This is a genomic window from Micromonospora sp. DT47 (assembly GCF_049844475.1).
Classification (GTDB): domain Bacteria; phylum Actinomycetota; class Actinomycetes; order Mycobacteriales; family Micromonosporaceae; genus Micromonospora.
The window spans coordinates 102,149-124,959 of the sequence record NZ_JBNCLC010000008.1; the positions used below are offsets into that span (position 1 = coordinate 102,149).

The window sequence follows — 22,811 nt, forward strand, 5'->3', positions numbered from 1 at the left end:
CGGGCCGTCACCAGTTGGGGCGCACCCGGGGTGGCGGCGGATCGCCGCGATACTTCGCCACCCGCACCTCCCACTGGCTGCGCCGGCGCATGGCGTCACGGATCGCCCGGTCGCGGTGGAACGTCTCCGGTGGCCGCGCCAGCCCGTAGATGTCGGCCCACCACTCGCCGGGCTCGGGGTCGAGGATGGTGTCCAGGTGGGAGGGGTAGCGCCGCTCCGCGCCGTTGCGGGTGTCGTCGCGGTCCCGCATCGGCTGGAGCACCCGACCGAACTCGTCAACGACCGCCAGCCGGAAGCCGGCGGCCGCGATGATGCGGCGCAGCACCGCGATGCTCGGTGTCAGCGTCCCCGCCTCGATCCTGCCGACGGTGCCGTGGTGGACGCCCGCCCACCGGGCCAGTTCCCGCTGGCTGGCGTCGGCACGGCGACGGACGGCACGGACGATGCCGGCGGCCGGCCACGGCAGGTCGAAAGGCTTGCTCAGGAACGTCGACTCCTCCGCTGAGTCGTCGGTGTGGTTGTCGTGCGCGGGGCACGCAGCTTCCCCGGGCTCCTGGCGCTCGGGCTCCTGGCGCTCGGGCTCCTGGCGCTCGGTCCGCTCGCCCTCGGGGCGCTCACCGCCGCCGACGGGCTGGGCCGGGATCGCATCACTCATGGCGTCACCGTGGTGGCTGGCCCGGTCCGGCGCTACCCCACCCCGCCGTCCTGTGGACAACGTGCGCCCCTGTGGACAGCGCGCGCTCCCTGGGAGCTGCCGACCGGTCGCGCTCCGTCACCGGCACCCCTGACCCGCCGTGGGCAACGCTCAGTAGTCGCCCACGTGGCCTTGTTGGACGCGCATCACGCGCCATCCCAGTAAGAACGCTCTGAACAGGGAGACCCGGATCATCCCCGGCGGATGCCACCGCCCCGTCGTGGACGCTTTGCTCTGCCGCCATCAGAGCGACGGGCGCGGAGCGTGCTCGTCGCGCCGAGGGCGGCAGAGCAAAGCGAAGAGAAGGGGGTGGCGACCGGGCGCGGCGGGTACCGGCAGTAATCGCGTTCGGAAGGGTGCGCGGGCGGCCACGGCAGGCGAATCCAGATTCGTGCGGAGCACGCGCCAGGGCGCCGGGACGCCGGGGCGCCGGGGGCGGAACTCGGTCAGCGCGGCCCGAGGCGGGGGCCTGAGGTGGTCCCGCCCCCGCTCAGTAGCGCTGGCGGAGCAGCTGGGCGGCCTCGACCGCCCAGTAGGTGAGGATGATCTGGGCGCCGGCGCGGCGGATCGAGGTGAGCGTCTCCAGCATCACCCGCTCCCGGTCGATCCAGCCGTTCGCGGCGGCCGCCTCGACCATCGCGTACTCGCCGGAGACCTGGTAGGCGGCGACCGGGACGTCCACCGCGGCCCGGACCGCCGACACCACGTCGAGGTAGGGCAGCGCTGGCTTGACCATCACCATGTCGGCGCCCTCGGCGATGTCCAGGCCGACCTCGCGCAGCGACTCCCGCAGGTTGGCCGGGTCCTGCTGGTAGGTGCGCCGGTCGCCCTCCAGCGCCGACTCCACGGCGTCACGGAACGGGCCGTAGAAGGCGGAGGCGTACTTTACGGCGTACGCCAGCACGGCGACGTCGGTGTGACCGGCGGCGTCGAGGGCCCGACGGACCACGCCGACCTGGCCGTCCATCATCCCGGACGGCCCGACCACGCCGACCCCGGCGGCGGCCTGGGCCACCGCCATCTCGGCGTACGCGGCGAGGGTGGCGTCGTTGTCCACGCCGCCGTCCGGGGTGAGCAGCCCGCAGTGCCCGTGCGAGGTGAACTCGTCCAGGCAGAGGTCGCTCATCACCACGGTGGCGTCGCCCACCTCGGCGACGACGTCCCGGATCGCGACGTTGAGGATGCCGTTCGGGTCGATGCCGCCGGAGCCGCGGGCGTCCCGCTCGGCCGGCACCCCGAAGAGCATGATGCCGCCGACCCCGGCCTGGACCGCCTCGGCGGCGGCCTTGCGCAGCGAGTCCCGGGAGTGCTGGAGCACCCCCGGGAGCGACGCGATGGCCCGCGGCTCGCTCAGCCCCTCCTTGACGAACATCGGCACGACCAGCTCGGCCGGGTCGACGCGGGTCTCGGAGACCAGCCGCCGCACGGCCGCGTTACGACGCAGCCGGCGGGGCCGGATCTCGGGGTACGGCATGGGGGCCTCCTGTACGACTACCGGAACCTCAGGGCGGTCGGCCCCTGCACCTTCGAGCCGCGGCGCTGCTTGGCCGGCATGGCGGCGAGCTTCTCGCGCAGCTCGACGGCGTAGGCGGCGAGCGCCTCCACCAGGTCGGGCACCGAGGCGTGCTGAGGCTGCACGTCGACCCGCAGGCCGAACTCCGTCGCGGTCTCCGCCGTCTTGGGCCCGATGACGGCAACAACGGTACGCGCGTGCGGCTTCCCGGCGATGCCGACCAGGTTCCGGACGGTGGAGGACGAGGTGAAGAGCACCGCGTCGAACCCGCCCGACTTGATCGCGTCCCGGATCTCGGCGGCCGGCGGGGCGGCCCGGACGGTCCGGTACGCGGTCACGTCGTCGACCTCCCAGCCGCGCTCGGTGAGCCCGGCGGCGAGCGTCTCGGTGGCGATGTCGGCGCGCGGCAGCAGCACCCGGCCCACCGGGTCGAGGATCTCGTCGTGCGGCGAGAACTCGGCCAGCAGCCCCTCGGAGGACTGCTCGCCCGACGGGACCAGCTCCGGCTGGATGCCGAAGGCGCGCACCGCGTCGGCGGTGGCCTCGCCGATGCAGGCGATCTTGACGCCGCCGAAGTGGCGGGCGTCCAGGCCGTGCTCGGCGAACTTCTCCCAGACCGCGCGGACGGCGTTGACCGAGGTGAAGATCACCCAGGCGTACCGGCCGTCGACCAGGCCCTTGACCGCCCGCTCCATCTGGGCCGGGGTACGCGGCGGCTCGACCGCGATGGTCGGCACCTCGCACGGGATCGCCCCGTACGCGCGCAGCCGGGCGCTCATCGCGCCGGCCTGCTCCTTGGTCCGGGGCACCAGCACCTTCCAGCCGTACAGCGGCCGGTTCTCCCACCAGCTCAGCTTGTCCCGCTGGCCGACGCCCACGCCGACGGTGAGCACCACCCGACCGGTGAAGCCGAGCGCCGCCGCGACGAACGAGTCGACGGTCGACGTGGTGGTGTACTGCGTCTCGCCGGTGCCGTCGCCGGTCACCCCGACGCCGGTGGTGCCGTCCACGCCGGCGGCCAGCAGGCCGTCCCGGATGGCGGCCAGGTCGCCGGCGTCCACGGCGAGGGCCAGCGAGCCCCGGCCGACGGCCGCGGCCAACGCGTCGAAGTCCAGCGTGCTGACGTCCTCGACGTCGGCGGAGGTGCGTACGCCGGGCAGTGGCACACCGGCGTAGGTGGCGACGCCCTCGGCCTGGCCGACGCCCGGTACGACCTCGAAGTGCGCCGCGGTACGCGCGACCGCCTGCACCTCCTTGACCACCGAGTCGTGGCCGAACGGGTCACCGGCGACCAGGTGCACCGCGTTCAGCCCGGAGCGGGCCGCGGAGATGAGCACCTTGGCCACGTCACCCGGCACGCCCTCGGCGGGGGTGAACTGGGCGTCCTCCTTGGCCTGGGCACGGACGGCGTCGAGCAGCGACTCGGGGAGTCCCCGGTCGTACACCACCTGGTCGGCGTCGACCAGGGCGTCGTGCGCCCGGCGGGTCAGCAGGCCCGGGTCGCCGGGGCCGGCCCCGACGAACGCGATGCGGCCTACGGGCTTACGGGTGCGGGTCATCCTGTGCTCCCAAATTGCTGGGTCCCCGGGCCGGTGCTTCCTTCGAGGCCGAGGATCGAGTCGGCGCCGAGTTCGAGGAGTTCGGCGGCGAGTGCCTTGCCGATCTCCGCCGCGTCGGCGGGCGTACCGGTGCGGGACAGCCGGAGGTCTCGGGAACCGTCCGGGCTGATCACCGCCCCGCGCAGGTAGATCTCCTCACCGGCGTCGCCTTCGGCGAGTTCGGCGTAGGCGGCGACCGGAGCGGAGCACCCGGCCTCCAGGGTGGCCAACAGCGCCCGTTCCGCGGTGACCGCGGCCCGGGACGGTGCGTGGTCGAGCATGGCGAGCAGCTCGACCAGTTCCGGGTCGTCGGCCCGGCACTCCACTGCCAGGGCGCCCTGGGCGGGCGCGGGCAGCATCAGCATCGGGTCGAGCGTCTCGGTGATCTCGTCGGTGCGCCCCAGCCGGGCCAGGCCGGCCCGGGCCAGGACGACCGCGTCGAGATCGGCGTCCGGGCCGAGCACCCGCCGCAGGCGGGTGTCCACGTTGCCCCGGATCGGGGTGACCTCCAGCTGCAGCCCGAGGGCGTGCAGCTGGGCGATGCGGCGCAGCGCGCCGGTGCCCACCAGGGCGCCCGGCGGCAGCTCGGCGAGGGTGCGACCACCCTTCGCGACCAGCGCGTCACGCGGGTCCTGACGGGGCGGCACCGCCGCGATGTGCAGCCCGGCCGCCGCGGCGGTGGGCAGGTCCTTGTAGGAGTGCACCGCGAAGTCGACGGTGCCCGCGGTCAGCGCGTCGCGCAGCGCGGTGACGAAGACGCCGACGCCGAGCCGGTGCACCGGGGCGGCCGAACGGTCACCGGCGGTGACCACCTCGACCAGCTCGACCTCGCGGCCGGTCGCCGCGGTCAGCGCCTCGGCGATCTGCCCGGACTGGGCCATCGCCAGGACGCTGCCCCGGGTCCCCAGGCGCAGGGGGGTGCTCATCGCTCACCTCCGGTGGGCGGGAGGTCGGCGACGCCGAACGAGGACGGCACGTCGGCGGCGTCGAAGGACGGCCGGCCGTCGGCGGTCTCGACGACGTCGGGGACGGTGTCGACCGGGGAGGTCTGTGGCACCTCGAGGTCGAACAGCTCGCGCAGCAGCGCCGCGTACTGGTCGCCGCCGGGCTCGGCGGCGAGCTGGCGGACCCGCACGGTCGGCTGGTGCAGCAGCCGCTGCACCACCCGGTGCACGGTCCGGGCGACCTCGGCGCGCTGGTCGTCGCTGAAGTCCGAACGGCGCTGGGCGAGCCGGCGCAGCTCGGCGGTGACCACGTCGTCGGCGCGGCCGCGCAGCGCGGCCACGGTGGGTGCCACGTCGGCGCCGCGCAGCCAGCTCAGGAACGCCTCGACCTCGGTCGTGACGATCCGCGTCACCTCGGCGGCGTCGGCGGCGGCCGGACCGTCGGCGATCAGCGCGGCCATCCGGTCGATGTCGATCACCTCGACGCCGGGCAGCCCGGCCACCCCGGGCTCGACGTCGCGCGGCACGGCGAGGTCGAGCAGGACCAGCGGGCCCCGGTCGGCGTCCCGGGCGGCGAGCGCCCGGGTCACCACGTCGAGGGTCAGGACCGGCTCGGTGGCCGCGGTGGCGGCCACTACGATGTCCACTGTCGAGAGCGCGTCGACGAGCTCGGCCATCGGGACGGCGCTCGCCCCGTACGACTCGGCCAGGCGTACCGCCCGGTCGGCCCCGCGGTTGGTCACGGTGAGCGGCCCGGCGCCCAGCCGGGAGAGCGTCGCCACGCCCAGCGCGCCCATCGCCCCCGCCCCGACCACCATGGCCGGCCGGCCGGCGAGGTCGCCGTCGAAGTGGCCGGCGGCCAGGCCCAGCGCCGCGGTCACCACGCTCTGCCCGGCGCGGTCGATGTTGGTCTCGGCGTGCGCCCGCTTGCCGACCCGCAGCGCCTGCTGCATCAGCTCGTGCAGCAGCCGCCCGGCGGTGTCGGCCCCGCTCGCCCAGTGGTACGCGTCACGGAGCTGGCCGAGGATCTGCGCCTCGCCGACCACCATCGAGTCCAGCCCGGCGGCGACCCGGAAGACGTGCTCCACGGCGGCCGAGTCGTAATGCACGTAGAGGTGGCTGGCGAGCGCGGCCGGCGGGGAGCCGGCCTGCTCGGCGAGGACCGCGCAGATGTCGCCGAGCCCGCCGTGGAAGCCGGACACGGCGGCGTATACCTCCACCCGGTTACAGGTGGAGACCAGCACCGCCTCGGCCACGTACGGCTGGGCGACCAGCCGGTCCAGGGTGCGGGTGAGTTCGGCGGGGGCGACCGCCAGCTGCTCCAGGGTGGCGACCGGAGCGGTGCGGTAGGACGCGCCGACGACGAGCAGTTTCACGTGCCGATCGCCTCCTGGGTGTCGGTGGCCGCGAGCCCGCCGGGCAGGGCGGTGAGGGCGGACCCGCCGGTGGTCGCGGGGAGCGCGGTCAACGATGCCTTGCGGTGCTCGTGGAAGGACAGAATCTGAAGCTCGATGGCGAGATCGACCTTCCGGACGTCGACCCCCACCGGCACCGAGAGTACGCACGGCGCGAAGTTGAGGATGCTCGTCACGCCGACCGACACCAGCTGGTCGGCGACCGGCTGGGCGGCCCGGGCGGGGGTGGCGATCACGCCGATCGAGATCGACTCCTCGGCGGCGACCCGGGGCAGCTCGTCGACGTGCCGGACGACCAGGCCGTTGATCACCTCGCCGACCCGGGACGGGTCCGCGTCGAAGAGCGCGGCGATCCGGAAGCCGCGGCTGACGAAGCCGTCGTAACCGGCCAGGGCGTGACCGAGATTACCCACGCCGACCAGGGCGACCGCCCGGCGCTGGGTGAGCCCGAGCACGTACTCGATCTGGTCGATCAGCAGCGCGACGTCGTAGCCGACGCCCCGGGTGCCGTACGAGCCGAGGTGGGAGAGGTCCTTGCGGAGCTTGGCCGAGTTCACCCCGGCGGCGCCGGCCAGCTCCTCGCTGGAGACCGTCTCGTGACCGGTTTCGGCGAGATTGTGCAGGGCACGAAGGTACTCCGGGAGCCGCGCGATGGTCGCCTCCGGCAGATCCGGGAGCGCCGGTACGGCACCGGCGCGGCCGGCCGCTCCAGGGTGACGGTGCTGACTCATGAGACTCCGTGCGTTGCGATCCTCGACCTGCTCCGATGGCCGGCCGTTTCGGGACCCCCGCTGGCGACCGGAATTGCCGGTCGTGCTAGCAGGGCGCGTCGGAACTACAGAGTAGGCGCTTGTGAAGACGTGCACAAATCGCGATCTTGCCGACTCGCGACGCCTCTCCACCAGCTCCCCCATTCCGCAAGATCGATCCGGCGGCCTCCGCCGGCGCCGCCTGGCGATTATTGCTCAATCCCGACTTCTCTGACCAATCGCGCGGGCATCGTCGCGCCGTGTCACATCCCTCCCCCTCGCCGGGGCGGGGTAGGGACAGCCCTACCGCGGAGAGGGCGGCCTGCCGGATGGGCCCGGGCCGCCGGATTTCCTAGCCTCGAACCATGACCGCCGCAACCCTCGCCGAGCCGGCCGCGCCGTCCCCGGGCCTCCCCCGTCAGCTCCTGCGCGACTCCACGTACGTGCTGCTCGGTTTCCCGCTGGCGCTCGCCGGCTTCGTCGTCCTGATCGTCGGCACCGCGCTGAGCGCCGGGCTGCTGGTCACGGTGATCGGCCTGCCGGTCCTGGCCGTCACCCTGTACGCCGCCCGGGGGCTGGCCGACATCCAGCGGCTGCGCCTGCCCGCGGTGCTGCGCCAGCCCCGGGTCCGCCCCGCCTACCGGGTGCCGGAGCCGGGGGCCGGCGCCTGGCGGCGGACCTTTACCCCGATGCGGGACGCGCAGTCGTGGCTCGACCTGACGCACGGCATCCTCGCGCTGGTCGTGGCCGTCCTCACCTTCGTGGTGATCGTGACCTGGTGGGCGGGCGCGGTCACCGGCGTCCTCTACTTCGCCTACGACTAGGCCCTGCCGTACGGCCCGGACAACGTCCACCTCAGCCAGCTCCTCGGCATGGGCGACTCGGCCACCGCGCGGATCGTCCTGAACACCGCGATCGGGCTGTTCTTCCTGCTCACCCTGCCGCTCGTGGCGCGCGGCTGCGCCCTGCTCCAGGGGGGCTTCGCCCGGGTGATGCTCACCGGGGTGGCCGAGATGCGCAACCGGATCACCACCCTGGAGGACCAGAAGCGGGCGGCGGTCTCGGCGGAGGCGTCCGCGCTGCGCCGGCTGGAGCGGGACATCCACGACGGCCCGCAGCAGCGGCTGGTCCGGCTGGCGATGGACCTCAGCCGGGCCCGCGCGCAGCTCGACGCCGACCCGGAGGCGGCCGGCCGGACCCTGGACGAGGCGGTGGCCCAGACCCGGGACACCCTGGCCGAGCTGCGGGCGCTCTCCCGGGGCATCGCCCCGCCGATCCTGGTCGACCGGGGGCTGCCGAGCGCGCTGGCCGCGCTCGCCGGGCGCGGGCTCGTCCCGATCGAGCTGACCGTCGACGAGCGGCTCGGCACGCCGGAGGGCCGGATCGACCCGATGGTGGAGAGCACCGCCTACTTCGTGGTCGCCGAGGCGCTGACCAACGTGGCCAAGCACAGCGGGGCGACCTGGTGCCGGGTCACGGTCACCCGGGCCGGCGACCGCCTGACGATCGGCGTGGCCGACGACGGCCGGGGCGGCGCCCACCTGGCCAAGGGCCACGGGCTCGCCGGCATCGCCGACCGGGTACGCGCCGCCGGCGGCATCCTCGACGTGATCAGCCCCGCCGGCGGCCCGACCGAGCTCCGGACCGGGCTCCCGCTCTGACCGGACGCCCGCCGGGCGTCCCCCGGCGCGACCGGCATGGCGCACGCCCCCGGGCGCGACCGGCACGGCGGACGCCCACCGGTGCGACCCGGCATGGCGGACGCCCACCGGGCGTGGCGGGCGCCGGCGGGCGGGACAGCGCACCGCCCGACGTGGTAGACACCGGCACCATGCGGGTGCTGATCGCCGACGACGCCGTCCTGCTCCGGGAGGGCCTGGTCCGGCTGCTGACCGAGCAGGGGCACGAGGTGGTGGCCGCCGTCGGCGACGGGGAGGCGATGGTGGCCGGTGTGGTGGCACACCGGCCGGACGTGTCGGTCGTCGACGTACGCATGCCGCCGTCGCACACCGACGAGGGGCTGCGCGCGGCGGTGCGGGCCCGCCAGCTCGTCCCGCGCACGCCGATCCTGGTGCTCTCCCAGTACGTCGAGGTGGCGTACGCCGACGACCTGCTCGCCACCACCGGCGGGGCGGGCGGCGGCGGAATCGGCTACCTGCTCAAGGACCGGGTGGCCGCGATCGACGAGTTCCTCGACGCGCTGGACCGGGTGGCCGACGGCGGCACCGTGCTCGACCCGGAGGTGGTCGCCCAGCTGCTGGTCCGCCGGCGTCGCGACGACCCGCTGCGCGAGCTGACCCCGCGCGAGCGGGAGGTGCTGGCCCTGATGGCCGAGGGGCGCTCCAACACCGCCATCGCCCGGACCCTGGTGGTCAGCGACGGCGCGGTGGAGAAGCACGTCCGCAACATCTTCACCAAGCTGGACCTGCCGCCCGCCCCCGACCAGCACCGCCGCGTCCTCGCCGTCCTCGCCCAACTCCGCGCCTGACCGTCGCCCAGGGCGCGTCAGGGGAGGGTGGTGGCGAGGGTCACCGCGGCGGTGAGGGTGTCGGCCGTGGGGTGGGCGGTGGCGCGGAGACGGTCGGGGTCGGAGAGGCCGCCGGTGTAGAGGACGCACCGGGCGCCGACGCTCTCCGCGGCGTCGGCGTCGTCGACGGAGTCGCCGATCAGCACCACCTGACGGCCGTCCAGTCCCAGCTCGGCCAGGTGCTTCTCCAGCCACTCCGCCTTGAAGCCCCCGCCGATCGTGGCGCGCAGCCCGTCCACCCGGGCGAAGTGGCCGGTCAGGCCGTAGGTGTGCACCGTAGGCACCAGCTCGTCGTGGAACCACATGGACAGCAGCGACTGGCTGCCCGGCCAGGCCCCGATCGCGACGGTCGCGTCTTCGGCCAGCGCGCAGCTGGTCATCCCGGCCCGGTACGCGTCGTGGAAGATCCGGTCGAGCCGGCCGAACGCCTCGTCGTCGACGGCCCGGCCGAGCATCTCGGCGTAGTAGTCGGCGATCGGCCGGCGGAACCGCACCCGGTGCTCCTCGGTGCTGACCGGCGGCCCGCCGACGCTGGCGAACGCCACGTTGGTGGCCTCGACCACCAGGCTGAGGTCGTTGAGCAGGGTGCCATTCCAGTCCCACACCAGGTGGTGGCGCGCAGGGGTCATCGCAGCACCATAAGGCCCGCTCACAGCTGCGGGGTGGTGAGGTCCCGCAGCAGCCGGTCCTCCTCGACCCGCCAGTAGCCGTGCTCCTTGCCGTCGAGCAGCACCACCGGCAGCCGGTCGCCGTACTCCCGCTCCAGCTCCACGTCGCCGGTCACGTCCTTCTCCACCCACCGGTCGCCGGTGACCGCCACCACCCGGTCCAGCGCCGCCTTGGCGTCCTCGCAGAGGTGACAGCCGGGGCGGGTGATCAGGGCGAGCCGGGCGTCACTGGACATCGGGCACCTCCGTGGTGTTGGCGGCCGGGGCCGACCGCAGCTGGGTCTTGCGTACCTTGCCGATCGCCGAGTACGGCAGCTCGTCGACGAACTCGACCGCGGTCGGGCACTTGAACCGGGCCAGGTTACGCGCGCAGTGGGCGAGCAGCTCCTCGCCGGTGACCGGGCGCCCCGGCGCCGGCACCACGTACGCCCGGACAGTCTCACCCGTACGCGGGTGCGGCACACCGAGGACGGCCGAGCCGGCCACTCCCGGGTGCCCGTCGAGCACCAGCTCGACCTCGTGCGGATAGACGTTGAAGCCGTTGACAAGGATCAGCTCGCCGAGCCGGTCGACCAGGAAGAGGTCACCGTCGTCGTCGGCGTAGCCGACGTCCCCGGTCGGCCACCAGCCGTCGTCGTCCGGCCCGCCCCGGCCGTCCGGCCAGTAGCCGGTGAACAGGTTGGCCCCGCGGGCCACGATCTGCCCCGGGTCGGTCCCCGGCGACGAGTCGGCCAGGTAGGGGTCGTCCGGGTCCTCCTCCGCCGCGGCGACGCCGTCCCGCCACAGGTCGGCGCCGTCCGCCCCGATCAGGCGCAGCTCGACGCCGGGCAGCGGCCGGCCGATCGAACCCGGCTTCGGCTCGCCGCCGACCAGGGTGGAGGTGAGCACCGGGGCGGTCTCGGTCAGGCCGTACCCGACGTGGACCGGATGGCCGGTGACCTCGGTGAAGCGCGCGGCGGTGGCCGGGTCGAGCGGCGCCGCGCCGCAGACCGCGACCCGGACGGCGGCGGTGGCTGCGGCGACCGTTTCGGCGTCCGCGGTGGACCAGGCCAGGAACATCGACGGTACGCCGACCAGCACGCTCACCCGGTGCCGGGCGATCTCGTCGAGCGCGCAGGTCGGCCCGGGGTCGTCGACGAGCACCCCGGTCGCGCCATGGTGGACGACCGCCCCCAGCCCCGAGTTCAGCCCGTACGCGTGGAACAGCGGCAGGGCGAGCAGCACCGTGTCGTCCGGCCCGACCACCGGCGGGGAGATCCGGGCCACCTGGTCGTGGTTGGCGGCCAGCGCCCGGTGCGGGAGCATCGCGCCCTTGGGCCACCCCTCGGTGCCGGAGGTGTAGAGCAGCACGGCGAGGTCCTCGCCGCTGCGGGCCGGCGCCGGGGTGAGCGGACCGTGCTCGGCGGGCAGCTCGGCGGGCAGCTCGGTGTGCACGGCGGTGAGCGCCGGCAGCTCGGCGGCGAACCCGGCGACCCGGTCGCGGACCGCCGCCGTGCAGATCAGTACGCGCGCCCCGGAGTCGGTCAGCACGTGCCGCAGCTCGCGGGCGGTGAGGCCGGGGTTGACCGGGACCGCGACCAGCCCGGCGCGGAGCGCGGCGAGATAGCCGACCACGAAGTCCGGCGAGTTGGGCAGGGCGATCGCCACCCGGGGCGGGTCGCCGCCGGTGGCGCTGGCGGGCGCGGACCGGGCCAGGGCGCCCGCCACAGCGGTCACCCGGGCGTCCAGTTCGGACCAGGTGAGGGTCACCTCCCGCCAGTGCAGCGCGGGGTGGTCCCCCCGGTCGGCGGCCGCGCTGCGGAGCCGGTCGGCGAGGGTGGGCGCGGAGCTGTCGGCGGCATCCTGCACGGTGGCTGAGTCTCGCACAGCACCACCCCGCCGGACCATGCCCGCGCGACCGGCGGGGACACGCCGGGTTCCCGCGCGACACGCCGAACGCGGGCCCATTTCACCACCGACCTGGACTTTCCACTCCGGATCAACCCGGGACGTGAAAGTCAACCGCACACGACGGACAACCGGTCCGCCATCGGTGCGACGTCGGAGGAAATACTTCGGCCCTGTGTAACGGACTTGCCACACGCGGGTGACGTTGGCCCTATCATCACTCGGGTCGGCTCACCCCATTTGCCGTGAGTCGACACCCCTCAGCCCGAGGAGGCCGCCGTGCCTGTGAGCGCATTGGACCAGCACCTCAAGGGGATCTGCCGTACGTCGGCACACCCCCACGTGGCCCTGCCCGCCCGGGGCAGAACCGACGCCGCGGCGACCCTTCGTCGCCCGGCGCGCCCGGCCGCGGAGCGGACCGGGGAGGCGCGGTGACCACCTTCGGTTACGCCGAGCGGCCCGCTGGTCTGACCGGCCCGGCGCCCCGGACCTCGGTCAACGAACGGCCGGAGTCCGGCCGCTCCGACAGCGTCCCGCGCCGGGTCCACCAGCGCCCGCACCACAACGAGGCGCCGACCCGACCGCTCGTGCCGGGCGGCAACGCCGCGCCGGCGGGCCGGGTGGCGTCGCCGTCGCGCCCCACCATGCCGGCGCAGAGCCGACGGGTCGGCGAGCCGGCGCCGGTCACCGACACCGAGACCGCCGTGCTGCCGGCGGTGCCGGCCGGCGACACCGCCGTGCTGCCCGCGGTACCGGCCTCCACCACGCCCGCCACCGGCTTCCCCAGCCGGCCCGACCCGTCCGATCCGGCGACCGAGGTCTGGGCGCTGGTGGAGCGCGCGCAGGCCGGCGAGGCCGAGGCGTTCGGCCTGATCTACGACCGGTACGTCGACACCGTCTTCCGCTTCGTCTACTTCCGGGTCGGCAACCGGCAGCTCGCGGAGGACCTGACCTCCGACACCTTCCTCCGGGCGCTCAAGCGGATCGGCAGCTTCACCTGGCAGGGTCGCGACCTCGGCGCCTGGCTGGTCACCATCGCCCGCAACCTGGTCGCCGACCACTTCAAGTCCGGCCGCTACCGCCTGGAGGTGACCACCGGCGACGTGCTCGACGCCGACCGCGAGGACCGCGGGCCGGAGGGCAGCCCGGAGGCGGCGGTGGTCGAGCACATCACCAACGTCGCCCTGCTCACCGCGGTGAAGCAGCTCAACCCGGAGCAGCAGGAGTGCATCGTGCTCCGCTTCCTGCAGGGCTTCTCGGTGGCCGAGACCGCCCGCGCGATGGGCAAGAACGAGGGCGCCATCAAGGCCCTGCAGTACCGCGCGGTCCGCGCGCTGGCCCGCCTGCTCCCGGACGGTCTCCGGCCCTGACCGACCCCGCCGGCAAGGTCGGCGGCTGCGCCCGGACGCCCGGTGACGGTGATCACTCTTGGTAATTTCGCCTCCGCCGCCCCCGTAACCGGCACCCGGCGCGGACCGTTTCTCCGGGTGCGACCAGTGGTTTCCCGGCATCCTCGGGCCACCCGGTCCGGTCAGCACGGTCGGCCGGCGTGCCGTCCGTCGGCGCCACACTGCCACCGGTCGCTGGGAACCACCGCGGCCGATCGGCCGTGACCAGCGAGAGGGGGTGCCTGCGGTGGACAGCGACCTCTTCTCCCGTAGGCGAGCCGCACGCTTCGCCCAGCTTCTCGACGAGGCGAACGGCGGCCGGCGCCACCACGTCCGGTCCCGGACCGACGACCAGCTCACCGCGCTCGTCGCGGTCGGGCGGCAACTCACCGCCGAACGGCCGGACGTCCAGGTGGACCCCGAGTTCCGTACCGGGCTGCGGGCGATGCTGGTGGCCACGGCGGAACGCGAGAGGGTCGGCGCCGCCAGCGCCGCGGACGGGGCCACCCAGCCCACCGCCGCCGCCTCGCGCAGCCCGCTGCTCGGCGGGGTGACCGCGCGCCGGGCCCGCGCCCGGGGCGCCATCCTGGTCGGCATCGCGGCCGGCGCCGTCGCCCTGTCCGGCATCTCCGCGGCCAGCGAGAACGCGGTCCCGGGTGACGCGCTGTACGGCATGAAGCGCTCGACCGAGCGGGCCCAGCTCGCCCTGGCCAGTTCGGACCTCAGCCGGGGCCAGCTCTTCCTCGACTTCGCCCGCACCCGGCTGGACGAGGCCGCCACGCTCCACGGCGATCTGGCCGGGTTCAGCGCGGTACTGGACGACATGGACGCCGACACACGCCAGGGCGTACGACTGCTGACCACCACCGCGGTCCAGCGCTCGGACCCGGCCGGGTTGGACGCGGTCAACACCTTCGTCACCGGGCAGCGCCAGGCGATCAGCGGGCTGCTCGGCGGCGCCGACCGCGCGGAGCGGGACCGGACCCGACGCTCCCTCACGCTGCTCGACGCGGTCCGCAAGCGCTCGGACGGCCTGCGCGCCGCCATCGCCTGCGACCTGCCCAGCCCGGTCGGCAGCGACGCCCTCGGCCCGGCCCCGGCCAGCTGCCCCGCCGACCGCTGACCCGCGGAGCCGTGTACGCCACAGTTCTCCCGTCGGCCGATCATCCGGTGCCGCACCCCGACTAGGCTCGGGGCTGGAGGCAGCGCCGGCTGGTCGTACGGAGGGAGGTGGCATGGCCCGCACCCGCAAGGTCACGGTCAGCACCGACGTCCACGGGCATACCGCCGGCTGGGCGGACGCGGAGCTGCCGCCCACCCCGGCGGAGCCGGACCCGACCGCGGCGGCCTTCTTCGACGTGGACAACACGATGATGCAGGGCGCCTCGATCTACTGGTTCGCCCGCGGACTCGCCGCCCGGAAGTACTTCACCACCGGTGACCTGGCCCGGTTCGCCTGGCAGCAGGCCCGGTTCCGGCTGCTGGCCACCGAGCACGCCGGCGACATGTCGCAGGCCAAGGAGGCCGCCCTGGCCTTCATCCAGGGCTGGCGGGTGGACGAGGTGGAGTTGCTCGCCCAGGAGATCTTCGACGAGCTGATGGCCCCCCGGATCTGGGCCGGCACCCGGCGCCTCGCCCAGCGTCACCTCGACGCCGGCGAGCGGGTCTGGCTGGTCAGCGCCGCCCCGGTGGAGATCGGCCGGGTGATCGCCACCCGGCTCGGGCTGACCGGTGCGATCGGCACCGTCGCCGAGGTGGTCGACGGCGCGTACACCGGGCGGCTGGTGGGCGACCTGATGCACGGGCCGGCCAAGGCGGAGGCGGTCACCCAGCTCGCCGCGGTCGAGGGGCTGGACCTGTCCCGCTGCGCGGCGTACAGCGACTCGGCCAACGACCTGCCGATGCTCTCCGCGGTCGGCCGGGCGGTGGCGATCAACCCGGACGGCACGCTGCTGCGCCGGGCCCGGGAGCGGGGCTGGGAGGTACGTGACTTCCGCACCGGCCGCCGGGCGGTCAAGATCGCTGTACCGTCGACCGCCGCAGCCGGGCTGCTGGCCGGCGCGGTCAGCGCGGGCTTGGCGCTGCACCGTCGTCGCCGGGTCAGCTGACCGCCTCCGGGCCCGCACCCGGTCGGGCCGCCGGGCGTCCGGGGCGTCTGGTCGACAGGACCGGAGGGCCCTGGTGGACCCCCGTGCCGGCGCGGACGGCGACCGTGGCCACCGCCCGCGCCGCGTCCGGGACCACTCAGACGTCGACGTGGTAGTTGACAGCCCAGTAGCCGGTGTTCGCGGTGAAGTTGGAGGCCTCCACCCCGACCCAGCCGTGGAAGGTGCCGTTGTCGCCGATCACCTGCAGCTGTGGCTTGCGGTGCGAGCCACCGGTGTAGCAGGCGCTGCTGGTCAGGCAGCTGCACCAGTGCTCGTAGAAGTTCCGCCGTCCGGCGCCGGCCAGGTAGTACCGGATCGGCGACGAGGTGGTGCTCCCCCCGCATGCCGAGCAGGCGCTGCTCGGACCGCTCAACTGGCTCAGGCAGTTGGTGCTGCACCGGGAGAAGCCATTGAGGTTCATCCCGCTCGGGCCGGCCCCGCCGGTGGTGCCGCTGTAGCCGGCGTACCGGCCGGAGTACTGGACCAGCGGGATGTCCCCCACCGGGACGTACGCGTTGTTGGAGGCGGCGCTGCCGAAGCCCCAGCCCACGGTGACGCCGTAGTTGGAGCTGACAAATTCGATCTTGGTGAGGTCACTCGCCGCGTCGCTCACCCGCCAGGTCTCCTGGGAACCCTCGCTCCAGGAGATGGTGACGGTGCCGTCGCCCGAGTTGGTGTACGTGCCGGAGAGGGCCTTGTTGCCTGCGCCCGGCTGGAAGCCGGTGACCGTCCGCACCTCGCAGTCGTGATTGGCGCAGCCCGTGGTGCGGATGCCCGTGCCCGAGGCACCGGCGGCTTGGGACCGGTTCCAGTACCAGAAGCCCTCGGTGACGGTGCCGTCGCCGAAGAAGTAGTACATGGCCAGGCGTACCCAGACCGGGCCGCTGGCCTGGGCGCCCGCCGGAGGGATGGCGCCGAGCGCGACCGTGTAGATGCGCCGGCCGCCCGGGTACTCCACCGCCTGCGCCGGGGTCGGCGCGACGAAGGTCGCCATGGTCACCGCGACCAGGACCAGGGCCAGCCGCCGGCGTACGAACTTCAATCTGTTGAGCAAGGTCCCACCCCTGTGTGGACGTCGAGTGCCGTGACGCTATCCGATGCCTCCGCACGCCGGTGGCCTGCTGGGCAAACCGGACATGCCCGGCTCAACGCCGGGGCGACGTGTCGCCCCCCGGCCCCCTCGCCGCGTCAGATGTCGAGGTGGTGGTGCACCGCGAAGTAGCCGGTGCCGGCCGTGAAGTTGGACGCCTCGACGCCGATCCAGCCGTGGAAGGTGCCGTTGTCCCCGATGACCTGCAACTGTGGCTTGCGGTGCGAGCCGCCGGTGTAGCAGGTGGTGCTGGTCAGACAGGTGCACCAGTGCTCGTAGAAGTTTCGCCGTCCCGAGCCGGCCAGGTAGTAGCGGACCGGCGAGGAGGTCGCACCGTTCGGGCACGCGGAGCACGCCGTCGTCGACGCGCTCAGCAGGCTGAGGCAGTTGGCGCTGCACCGGGAGAAGGAGCTGAGGTTCATCTGGCTCGGCCCCGCGTAGCCGCGGACGTTGTTGGATGCGGCGTACTCGCCCACGTACGGCTTGAGCGGCACGCTGCTGATCGGCGTGTACGTGTTGTTCGACGCGAGACTGCCGAAGCCCCAGCCCACGGTGACCCCGTAGTTCGAGCTGACGAAGTCCAGTCGGGTGAGGTCGCTGACGGGGTCGCTGGCCCGCCAGGTCTCCACGGACCCCTCGCTCCAGCTGATGGTCGTCGTGTCCCCGGACGTGGTCCAGGTCCCGTCCAGGGTCTTCGCCGGCGCGCTGGGCTCGAAGTTCTTCGCCGTCCGCACCTCGCAGTCGTGGCCCGCGCAACCCGTCGTCCGGAAGCCGGTCTCGGATCCGCGGTCTCGCGTGTCGAACGGGCAGATCGTGGGCAGCGGCTCACCGCGCCGTGATCCACGGCGACGAATGGGGCACTTCCGGCGTGCCCCGCAGGTCAGGGGCCGAACGGGTCGGGTCGGCGTTCCAGCAGCTTGTGCAAGGTCTGCTGGATGGTCTCCCGGACCTGGTCGGCCAGGTTGAACACCACCAGCGGGTCGTCCGCGGAGTCGGTCAGGTGCGCCGTCGGGATCGGCGGGCAGAACTCGATCAGCCACTTGCTCGGCAGCGGCACCATGCCCAGCGGCCCGAGCCACGGGAAGGTCGGCGTGACGGGGAAGTACGGCAGCTTGAGCAGCCGGGCGAGCGGCTTGATGTCGGCCAGCATCGGATAGGTCTCCTCGCCGCCGACGATGGCGACCGGCACGATCGGGGTGCCGGTGCGCAGCGCCGCCGAGACGAACCCGCCCCGGCCGAAGCGTTGCAGCTTGTAGCGGTCGGCGTAGAGCTTGCCGACGCCCTTGAAGCCCTCCGGGAAGACGCCGACCAGCTCGCCGTTGCCAAGCAGCCGCTCCGCGTCGGGGTTGCAGGCCACCGTGCCGCCGGTCTTGCGGGCGATCTCGGAGACCACCGGCATCCGGAACACCAGGTCGGCGCCGAGCAGCCGCAGGTAGCGGTGCTCGGGGTGCTGGTCGTGCAGGGCGGTGGAGAGGATCAGCGCGTCCAGCGCGACCGTGCCGGAGTGGTTGCCGACCACCAGGCCCGGCCCGTCGGCGGGCACGTGTTCCAGGCCGGTGACCTCGGTGCGGAACCAGTCCCGGTAGAGCACCCGCAGCAGCGGGTGGAAGACCGACCCGGTGAGGTCCGGGTCGAAGCCGAACTCGTCCACCTCGTAGTCGCCGGAGAGCCGCCGGCGCAGGAACGCCAGACCGGAGGCGACCTTGCGGTCCCAGTGGTCCCCGGGCCGGTCCGGCACCGCCGGCCCGGTCACCGGCCCGCCGCCGTTCCGCCCGCCGGCCACCACGTCGGTCGCCTCGGCGCCCGCCCGCGCGTCGGCGGCCGGGACGTCGGCCGCGGTCGGCTCGCCGGTCGCGGAGGCGTCCGCCGGGCTCGCGACCGGCTCGTCCGTCGCCGCGGTGTCCGGCTCGTCCGGGACCGCCGGGCCGTCGGCCGCCCGGTCCGGAGCGGCGGCGGCCGTCCGGCGCCGGTGCCCGTTGCGCCGCGCCGGCTCCGCGTCCGGCCCGGCCACGGTCAGCGGTACGTCGTGCCGACCCTCGGGTCGCTCGTCTGATCGGCTCACGAACGCTCCCGTACGGCCGAGCGGACCTGCCGGATGCTCTCCAGCACCAGCTGCTCGGCGGCAGCCAGATTGTCCCGGGTGACCACCACCCCGCCGTGGTGGGCGCGGATGAAGTCCTCGAACGCGGCGGCGGTCGACCGCGGGGTGAAGCCGTACTCCCGTTCCAGGCGGGTGGTGTCGACCACCCGGCCGTGCACGAAGAGGTCGACCTGGTCCAGGCCGTAGCGGCCGAAGCCGAGGTTCCGGGCGATCGCGGCGGCCCCGGAGAGGCCCGGCTCCAGCACCGGCATGGCCACCCGGCCGGCCCGGCGGATCGCCTGGGAGAGCGAGAGCACACCCGGACCGGCCACGTTGTACGTCCCCGGGTGGTCCTCGACGATGGTTCGGTGCAGCACCTCGAGGGCGTCGTCGAAGTGCACGAACTGCAGCCGCGGATCCCGGCCGAAGACGGTGGGCACCACCGGCTGGGAGAAGTAGCGGGTCAGCGTGGTGTCCGCGGTGGAGCCGATGAACGGGGCGAAGCGCAGCACCGTCGCGGTGACGTCGGGACGGCGGCGGCGGAAGCCGCGGACGTACCCCTCGACGTCGAGGATGTCGCGGCCGAAACCGCCGCGCGGCACCTCGCGCGGCTCGGTCTCCTCGGTGAAGACGGCCGGGTCACGGAACGACGCGCCGTACGCGGCGGTCGACGAGCGGACCACCAGCTTGCGCAGCCGTGGGGCGCGCTGGCAGGCGGCGAGCAACTGCATGGTGCCGATGACGTTCTGTTCCTTCATCGCCGTCCGGCCGCCGTGCTGCGGGTCGGGGGCGCTGACCAGGGCCAGGTGCACCACGGCGTCGACGTCCAGGTCGGCGAGGAGGCCGCCGAGCGAGCCGAGGTCGAGCCGGATCCGCTCGACCCGGTCGAGCAGGTCGGTGAACTCGGGGCCGGGGGTCGCCGGGTCCACTCCGATCACCCGCTCGATCCGCGGGTCGGCGGCGAGCCGGGCGGCGACGTGGGCGCCGAGGTAGCGACCGACCCCGGTGACGACGACGACCCCCGGAGCACCTGAGGTGCCACCGGGGGTCATCGCGCACGCCCTGACCGGCAGGAGGGATCGAGCCGGGACGTCCGCGGCCTGATCACCTGAGCCTCCGAGGGTCGACAGTTTGGCAAGTGGTGCCGGTGCCGGGCAGTGGCCCGGCCCCGGTCACTTGCCGAGGCGGCGACGCTGGACGCGGGTCTTGCGCAGCAGCTTGCGGTGCTTCTTCTTAGCCATACGCTTGCGGCGCTTCTTGACCACCGAGCCCATACGACAGCCTTTCAATGGAACGTGCGGGGCGGACGGGTGGCGCCACTGCGGTGGCGCCGGTGACCGCTTGCGGACAACGGACCGGACCAGCCTGGTGGCGTCGGGGCGCACCGGCGAGCGGTCACGGTCGGCTCCAGGGTAGCCGGAGAGCGTCAGCAGGGCCAACGCGGCCCCGTCGATGCCCGTTACGTCGCAGTCGACGGATCGCCGGGCGACGGGTCAGGCGCTCTCCTGAAACGCGCCCCGCAGATAGTCGTGCACCGCGTGCTCCGGCACCCGGAAGGAGCGGCCGACCCGTACCGCGGTGAGCTCACCGCTGTGCACCAGACGGTAGACCGTCATCTTGGAGACCCGCATGACCGACGCCACCTCGGCGACGGTGAGGAACTTGACATCCGACAGCCGACCGTCGGACTGCGACCCGGCCATGGCTCACCCGACCCATCCCATGCCCGGCGCGTGCCGAGCGACCGGAGCTTCCGTCCGGGCCGGCAACGCGCGTGTTACCAGTACGGTAGCGGGGCGGCTGTGACCGGCGCGATCCCTTCGTGCAACTGATCATGGCCGACGGGCCGTTCACCCGGCCCCGAGCTGGCGTTTTCCGCCCCGTTGCGTCGGTCGTCCCATTGCCGGGGACCGCCGCCGGGTCACTCGGCGCGCAGCGCGACCACCGGGTCGAGCCGGCCGGCCCGCTGCGCCGGGACCACCCCGAAGACGATGCCCACCGCCGCGGAGACGCCGAAGGCGAGCGTCAGGGACCACCAGGTGATCGCGGCCGGGATCGGCGAGAAGGCGTCCACCAGCAGCGCGGTGCCCACCCCGAGCGCCATCCCGGTCAGCCCGCCGATCGAGGTGAGCAGCACCGCCTCCAGCAGGAACTGCACCCCGATGTCCCGGGGTCGGGCGCCGACCGCCTTGCGCAGGCCGATCTCCCGGGTCCTTTCCCGGACCGAGACCAGCATGATGTTGGAGACGCCCACCCCGCCGACCAGCAGGGAGATGCCGGCGATGGCGGCCAGCACCCCGGTGAGCACGCCGAGGATGTCGCCGAGCACGCCGAGGATCTGCTGCTGGGTGACCGCGCTGAACTCGGTGTCCGGATGCCGGCGGCTCAGTTCGGCGACGATCCGGTCGCCCAGTTCCCCGATCCGCTCCCGGTCCGGCGCCTTCACCGCGATGCCGTCCACCCGCTGGGTGCCCCAGAGCCGCTGCGCCGCGGTGACCGGCACGTGCACCTCGTCGTCCCGGTCGACGCCCAAGCTCTGCCCGAGCGGGGCGAAGACGCCGATCACCCGGAACCGGACGCCGGCGAGCGCGACCTGCTGGCCGAGCGGGTCCCGATCGGGGAAGAGGGCGCGGGCCACCGAGTCCCCGAGCACCGCCACCCGCCGGCTGGTGTCCACATCGGCCCCGGTGAGGTAGCGGCCCCGGGCCAGCGACCGGGTGAAGACCGTCGGGGTGGTCTCCAGCACCCCCTGCACGGTGGTGAAGTCGGACCGGTTGCCGGCCCGGGCGGTAGCCCCGGAGGCGATGGTGACCGCCACCCGGCTCGGATCGCCGACCACCCGGGACACGGCGTCGACGTCCTTCAGCGTCAGCGGCGAGACCACCGGGGCCGTGCCCACCTCGATCTTCCCGGGTACGACCAGCAGCAGGTTGGAGCCGAGCCCTTCGACCTGCTGCTCGACCTTCTGCTTCGTACCGGTACCGATGGCGACCAGCAGCACCACCGAGGCCACCCCGATGATCACGCCGAGCATGGTCAGCCCGCTGCGCATCCGGTTGGCCCGCAGCGCGTCCAGCGCCACCCGCCACGCCTCGGCCACCCTCACGAGGCGCCTCCGGCTTGGCGCGGAAGGCGTCCGGTGGCTCCAGTGGGCCCACCGGAGCCACCGGACGGGTGCCCCGGGCCGCTTCCGGACGCGGACCGGGGCTCCGCGCTGGGAGCGGTCCTCAGTGTCTCAGGTCGTCCGTCGCCGTCGGACAGCGGTCGATCATGAAGCCCCGGCACGGTCGTCGCCGCAGGTCGGGCCTCCGCGCCCTGGTCCGAGACGACGACCCCGTCGCGCATAGCGATCTGCCGGCGGGCCCGGGCCGCCACCTCCCGATCGTGGGTGACCATCACCAGGGCGACCCCCGACTCGGCGTTGAGCTGCTCCAGCAGGGCCAGCACGGCCTGGCCGGTGGCGCTGTCCAGGTTGCCGGTCGGCTCGTCGGCGAGCAGCACCGTCGGGTCGGTGACCAGCGCCCGGGCGATCGCCACCCGCTGCTGCTCGCCGCCGGACATCTGGTTGGGACGGTGGTGCAGCCGGTGCCCCAGGCCGACCCGGCCCAACATCGCAGCGGCCCGCTCGCGCCGCTGCCGGGCGCCGATCCCCCGGTAGACCAGTGGCAGCGCCACGTTGTCGACTGCCGAGGTACGCGGCAGCAGATGGAACGCCTGGAAGACGAAGCCGATCGTCTCGTTGCGCAGGGTCGCCATCTCCGGCGCGGAGAGGCTGTTGACGTTCCGACCGCCGATCACCAGGCGCCCAGCGGTCGGCCGGTCCAGCCCGCCGAGCAGGTGCATCAGAGTGGACTTGCCGGAGCCGGACGGCCCGACCAGCGCCACGTAGTCGCCCGGCTGCACGGTCAGCGACACCCCCCGCAGGGCGGGCACCGAAACCCCGTCCAGTTCATAGGTCCGGGAGACATCCACCGCCTCGATCGCGGGCGGCCGGGGCGTCGGCCCCGTCGGAGCCACGCCCGGCCGGCCCGGCTTCGCCGAGGCGCTCACCGGTTCCGCTCCGTACCGCGCGGCTTGCGCGAGGCCGCTGGAACCGCGCCCCGGCCCGGTC

Annotated in this window: 21 protein-coding genes and 1 pseudogene; 5 read left to right on the forward strand and 17 right to left on the reverse strand. The window is 74.0% G+C overall.

Features of this window, described 5'->3' with window-relative positions:
• Positions 1-7: 7 nt before the first annotated feature.
• The 6 genes from ACLQ2U_RS14825 to ACLQ2U_RS14850 all read right to left on the reverse strand — a co-directional run bounded on the left by ACLQ2U_RS14825 (position 8) and on the right by ACLQ2U_RS14850 (position 6,895).
• Positions 8-655, reverse strand: coding sequence for a helix-turn-helix transcriptional regulator (locus ACLQ2U_RS14825; RefSeq protein WP_425751209.1), 648 nt, complete (start codon positions 653-655; stop codon positions 8-10).
• Between the two features lie 529 nt (positions 656-1,184).
• Positions 1,185-2,168: a porphobilinogen synthase gene (gene hemB, locus ACLQ2U_RS14830; RefSeq protein ID WP_425751210.1), complete on the reverse strand. Its 984-nt coding sequence runs from the start codon at positions 2,166-2,168 to the stop codon at positions 1,185-1,187.
• A gap of 17 nt (positions 2,169-2,185) precedes the next feature.
• Positions 2,186-3,766 (reverse strand): uroporphyrinogen-III synthase, encoded by a 1,581-nt coding sequence (locus tag ACLQ2U_RS14835; protein WP_425751211.1) that lies wholly within the window; start codon positions 3,764-3,766, stop codon positions 2,186-2,188.
• Positions 3,763-4,731, reverse strand: coding sequence for a hydroxymethylbilane synthase (gene hemC, locus ACLQ2U_RS14840; protein ID WP_425751212.1), 969 nt, complete (start codon positions 4,729-4,731; stop codon positions 3,763-3,765). Before hemC ends, ACLQ2U_RS14835 begins: the two co-directional genes overlap by 4 nt.
• Positions 4,728-6,125, reverse strand: a complete 1,398-nt coding sequence (locus ACLQ2U_RS14845) for a glutamyl-tRNA reductase (protein WP_425751213.1) — start codon at positions 6,123-6,125, stop codon at positions 4,728-4,730. Before ACLQ2U_RS14845 ends, hemC begins: the two co-directional genes overlap by 4 nt.
• On the reverse strand, positions 6,122-6,895 hold the full coding sequence (locus tag ACLQ2U_RS14850; protein ID WP_425751214.1) for a redox-sensing transcriptional repressor Rex: 774 nt from the start codon (positions 6,893-6,895) through the stop codon (positions 6,122-6,124). Before ACLQ2U_RS14850 ends, ACLQ2U_RS14845 begins: the two co-directional genes overlap by 4 nt.
• A 383-nt stretch (positions 6,896-7,278) precedes the next feature.
• Here ACLQ2U_RS14850 and ACLQ2U_RS14855 point away from each other — a divergent pair.
• Both ACLQ2U_RS14855 and ACLQ2U_RS14860 read left to right on the forward strand, forming a co-directional pair.
• Positions 7,279-8,574 (forward strand): annotated as a pseudogene (locus tag ACLQ2U_RS14855) (sensor histidine kinase).
• Between the two features lie 170 nt (positions 8,575-8,744).
• Positions 8,745-9,401, forward strand: coding sequence for a response regulator (locus tag ACLQ2U_RS14860; RefSeq protein WP_425751383.1), 657 nt, complete (start codon positions 8,745-8,747; stop codon positions 9,399-9,401).
• Between the two features lie 17 nt (positions 9,402-9,418).
• Here ACLQ2U_RS14860 and ACLQ2U_RS14865 read toward each other — a convergent pair whose 3' ends face one another.
• The 3 genes from ACLQ2U_RS14865 to ACLQ2U_RS14875 are packed head-to-tail and all read right to left on the reverse strand — an operon-like array spanning position 9,419 to position 11,995.
• Positions 9,419-10,069, reverse strand: a complete 651-nt coding sequence (locus tag ACLQ2U_RS14865; protein ID WP_425751215.1) for an HAD family hydrolase — start codon at positions 10,067-10,069, stop codon at positions 9,419-9,421.
• 20 nt (positions 10,070-10,089) lie between these two features.
• On the reverse strand, positions 10,090-10,344 hold the full coding sequence (locus ACLQ2U_RS14870; RefSeq protein ID WP_425751216.1) for a glutaredoxin family protein: 255 nt from the start codon (positions 10,342-10,344) through the stop codon (positions 10,090-10,092).
• The gene (locus ACLQ2U_RS14875; protein WP_425751217.1) at positions 10,334-11,995 is read right to left on the reverse strand and encodes an AMP-binding protein; all 1,662 of its coding nucleotides are present in this window, start codon (positions 11,993-11,995) and stop codon (positions 10,334-10,336) included. The genes ACLQ2U_RS14870 and ACLQ2U_RS14875 overlap by 11 nt, the downstream gene beginning before the upstream one ends.
• A 431-nt stretch (positions 11,996-12,426) precedes the next feature.
• Here ACLQ2U_RS14875 and ACLQ2U_RS14880 point away from each other — a divergent pair, with 431 nt between their 5' ends.
• From ACLQ2U_RS14880 to ACLQ2U_RS14890, 3 genes are all read left to right on the forward strand, one after another.
• Entirely contained in the window at positions 12,427-13,365 is a 939-nt protein-coding gene (locus ACLQ2U_RS14880; protein ID WP_425751218.1) for an ECF subfamily RNA polymerase sigma factor, BldN family, read from the forward strand.
• Positions 13,366-13,630: 265 nt separating this feature from the next.
• Complete coding sequence (locus ACLQ2U_RS14885) at positions 13,631-14,506, forward strand: DUF5667 domain-containing protein (RefSeq protein ID WP_425751219.1); 876 nt, start codon at positions 13,631-13,633, stop codon at positions 14,504-14,506.
• Between the two features lie 112 nt (positions 14,507-14,618).
• A complete protein-coding gene (locus tag ACLQ2U_RS14890; protein ID WP_425751220.1) occupies positions 14,619-15,491 on the forward strand; it encodes an HAD family hydrolase in 873 nt (290 codons plus the stop codon).
• A 136-nt stretch (positions 15,492-15,627) separates the two neighbouring features.
• On the opposite strand, the gene ACLQ2U_RS14895 is transcribed toward ACLQ2U_RS14890, so the two are convergent.
• The 8 genes from ACLQ2U_RS14895 to ACLQ2U_RS14930 form a co-directional block, all read right to left on the reverse strand.
• On the reverse strand, positions 15,628-16,584 hold the full coding sequence (locus tag ACLQ2U_RS14895; RefSeq protein WP_425751221.1) for a hypothetical protein: 957 nt from the start codon (positions 16,582-16,584) through the stop codon (positions 15,628-15,630).
• A gap of 134 nt (positions 16,585-16,718) precedes the next feature.
• Complete coding sequence (locus tag ACLQ2U_RS14900) at positions 16,719-17,354, reverse strand: hypothetical protein (RefSeq protein ID WP_425751222.1); 636 nt, start codon at positions 17,352-17,354, stop codon at positions 16,719-16,721.
• Positions 17,355-17,500: 146 nt separating this feature from the next.
• Positions 17,501-18,373, reverse strand: a complete 873-nt coding sequence (locus ACLQ2U_RS14905) for a lysophospholipid acyltransferase family protein (protein WP_425751384.1) — start codon at positions 18,371-18,373, stop codon at positions 17,501-17,503.
• A gap of 305 nt (positions 18,374-18,678) precedes the next feature.
• Positions 18,679-19,752 (reverse strand): NAD-dependent epimerase/dehydratase family protein, encoded by a 1,074-nt coding sequence (locus tag ACLQ2U_RS14910; RefSeq protein ID WP_425751223.1) that lies wholly within the window; start codon positions 19,750-19,752, stop codon positions 18,679-18,681.
• 120 nt (positions 19,753-19,872) lie between these two features.
• Entirely contained in the window at positions 19,873-19,974 is a 102-nt protein-coding gene (locus ACLQ2U_RS14915; RefSeq protein ID WP_007465623.1) for a 30S ribosomal protein bS22, read from the reverse strand.
• A 219-nt stretch (positions 19,975-20,193) separates the two neighbouring features.
• Positions 20,194-20,403: a helix-turn-helix domain-containing protein gene (locus tag ACLQ2U_RS14920; RefSeq protein WP_334487057.1), complete on the reverse strand. Its 210-nt coding sequence runs from the start codon at positions 20,401-20,403 to the stop codon at positions 20,194-20,196.
• A gap of 218 nt (positions 20,404-20,621) precedes the next feature.
• Entirely contained in the window at positions 20,622-21,806 is a 1,185-nt protein-coding gene (locus ACLQ2U_RS14925; protein ID WP_425751224.1) for an ABC transporter permease, read from the reverse strand.
• Positions 21,803-22,717: an ABC transporter ATP-binding protein gene (locus ACLQ2U_RS14930; protein ID WP_425751385.1), complete on the reverse strand. Its 915-nt coding sequence runs from the start codon at positions 22,715-22,717 to the stop codon at positions 21,803-21,805. Before ACLQ2U_RS14930 ends, ACLQ2U_RS14925 begins: the two co-directional genes overlap by 4 nt.
• Positions 22,718-22,811: the final 94 nt, after the last annotated feature.

Excerpts from the sequence above, each read along its gene's own strand:
- ACLQ2U_RS14850 (WP_425751214.1), bottom strand. The coding sequence starts at position 6,895 with ATGAGTCAGCACCGTCACCCTGGAGCGGCCGGCCGCGCCGGTGCCGTA.
- ACLQ2U_RS14870 (WP_425751216.1), bottom strand. The coding sequence starts at position 10,344 with ATGTCCAGTGACGCCCGGCTCGCCCTGATCACCCGCCCCGGCTGTCAC.
- ACLQ2U_RS14865 (WP_425751215.1), bottom strand. The coding sequence starts at position 10,069 with ATGACCCCTGCGCGCCACCACCTGGTGTGGGACTGGAATGGCACCCTG.
- hemC (WP_425751212.1), bottom strand. The coding sequence starts at position 4,731 with ATGAGCACCCCCCTGCGCCTGGGGACCCGGGGCAGCGTCCTGGCGATG.
- ACLQ2U_RS14920 (WP_334487057.1), bottom strand. The coding sequence starts at position 20,403 with ATGGCCGGGTCGCAGTCCGACGGTCGGCTGTCGGATGTCAAGTTCCTC.
- ACLQ2U_RS14875 (WP_425751217.1), bottom strand. The coding sequence starts at position 11,995 with ATGGTCCGGCGGGGTGGTGCTGTGCGAGACTCAGCCACCGTGCAGGAT.
- ACLQ2U_RS14860 (WP_425751383.1), top strand. The coding sequence starts at position 8,745 with ATGCGGGTGCTGATCGCCGACGACGCCGTCCTGCTCCGGGAGGGCCTG.
- ACLQ2U_RS14890 (WP_425751220.1), top strand. The coding sequence starts at position 14,619 with ATGGCCCGCACCCGCAAGGTCACGGTCAGCACCGACGTCCACGGGCAT.
- ACLQ2U_RS14825 (WP_425751209.1), bottom strand. The coding sequence starts at position 655 with ATGAGTGATGCGATCCCGGCCCAGCCCGTCGGCGGCGGTGAGCGCCCC.
- ACLQ2U_RS14910 (WP_425751223.1), bottom strand. The coding sequence starts at position 19,752 with ATGACCCCCGGTGGCACCTCAGGTGCTCCGGGGGTCGTCGTCGTCACC.
- hemB (WP_425751210.1), bottom strand. The coding sequence starts at position 2,168 with ATGCCGTACCCCGAGATCCGGCCCCGCCGGCTGCGTCGTAACGCGGCC.
- ACLQ2U_RS14835 (WP_425751211.1), bottom strand. The coding sequence starts at position 3,766 with ATGACCCGCACCCGTAAGCCCGTAGGCCGCATCGCGTTCGTCGGGGCC.
- ACLQ2U_RS14915 (WP_007465623.1), bottom strand. The coding sequence starts at position 19,974 with ATGGGCTCGGTGGTCAAGAAGCGCCGCAAGCGTATGGCTAAGAAGAAG.